The 1,556-nt window shown below is 42.2% G+C and carries 1 protein-coding gene; it reads left to right on the forward strand.

Annotated features, from left to right (window positions below):
- Window positions 1-1,263: PKD domain-containing protein (locus F0226_RS22265; protein ID WP_171737676.1), on the forward strand; the 1,263-nt coding region annotated here is incomplete at its 5' end.
- Window positions 1,264-1,556: the final 293 nt, after the last annotated feature.

Here is a 1,556-nt window from a genome sequence, read left to right on the forward strand (position 1 = left end):
GCAGGCATAAATCAGCAAGTGAAAGAAGGCGATCGGGTACAACTCGATGGAACCTCAAGCATTGATTATGATAAAGACGAAATTACCTATCAATGGTCTTTGAGCTCAACCCCGCTTCAAAGTCTAGCGGAACTGTCTCAGGTCGATGCCATAAAGCCCACATTTATAGCAGACAAGTTAGGAACCTATGTTGTTGATCTTGTCGTTCATGATGGAACCATCAGCAGCCGAACCAACCAAGTAAAAGTTGTTGCGGTTTCTGATGGAGAAAACTCTCCACCGACGGTTTCAATGTTCAAAGACAATTACCGAAAGAATGTTATTGATGAAGCTCATCTGTCAGTCTCAACAAGTGATGCTGATAATGATGAGTTAACATATCACTGGAAAATCATACAGCAACCAGAAAACAGTAACCCAAAACTGGATATAACCACTTCCACCTATCGTAAAAGCACGATTTTAACGACAGATACAATCGGGGATTACATTGTGGAAGTTACTGTATCCGATGGTTTAGCATCCGCCAGTGATACAGCCACTGTTTCTTTCTACTATGAGAACGTCCCACCAGGTGTAAGCGTTGGATCCGCCATGCTTGCCATAGAAGGTATGACGATTCCATTAGACGCAAGTAAAAGCGAAGACCCAAATGGCGACCCAATCACTTTCCATTGGTCATTCACCTCAAAACCTCAAGCGTCAAACGCTGTGATAGTTGACCCAAGCTCACCAAAAACACACTTTGTAGCAGACGTAGCTGGTGACTATGGCATTACTGTCGAAGTCAGTGATGGAGAGTTCTCATCTTTTCCATACAAGGCAACTTATGCGCGCGTTGCTTCACTTTCAGGTCCCCATGCAAAGGTAACAATTAATGATGATCCCAACCCTGTTCTATTACCGTATCGCAATACATGGACCATTGATAAGACACAAGATAGCGGTGACCTCCCAGAGTATTATGAACTGGGCACTTATACATTTGAAGCCGTAACCAATGACATCACTTTAACGGTTAATACCCTCCGAGATCGATCGAATACAGTACAACCAATAGCTCGAACACCCTTTGGTGAGTTAAAGGAAGCTCAAATATACGTTATTCCTGCTGGCACACAGGAAACCATTACATTCCTTTCTCCTCCAACTTCAGGTGAAACTTCAGATATAAGCTTTGGGTTTGCATGGAGTCTCTATGGTGTGGGCGATTACAATATGATCCGAAGAGCGGGTGGGAGTTACACATTCACCAGTCGATAGCCAATACATTTACTTAGCTAAATCCATTCAAAAAAGCGCTTATTAACTTAGGCGCTTTTTTTTATTTTCGAATCCTCAGTCAAATTGGTTTATGGGTTTTCATAGTTCGTTCGGTGTATCGGTTAGAACATCATTACAACTTTCAAAACCGGCTGGATATTAATGAGCGTATAACTCTTTGTATTCCACTCAAGATTTGTATCAGGAATTCTAAATGCATATTACTTTTCATTGGGCACCCATCTTATTGTTTGCTGCGCTATCAACAGGCTGTAACAGTGGTGGGGATAGCA

This window comes from Vibrio sp. 99-70-13A1, assembly GCF_013114625.1.
Classification (GTDB): domain Bacteria; phylum Pseudomonadota; class Gammaproteobacteria; order Enterobacterales; family Vibrionaceae; genus Vibrio.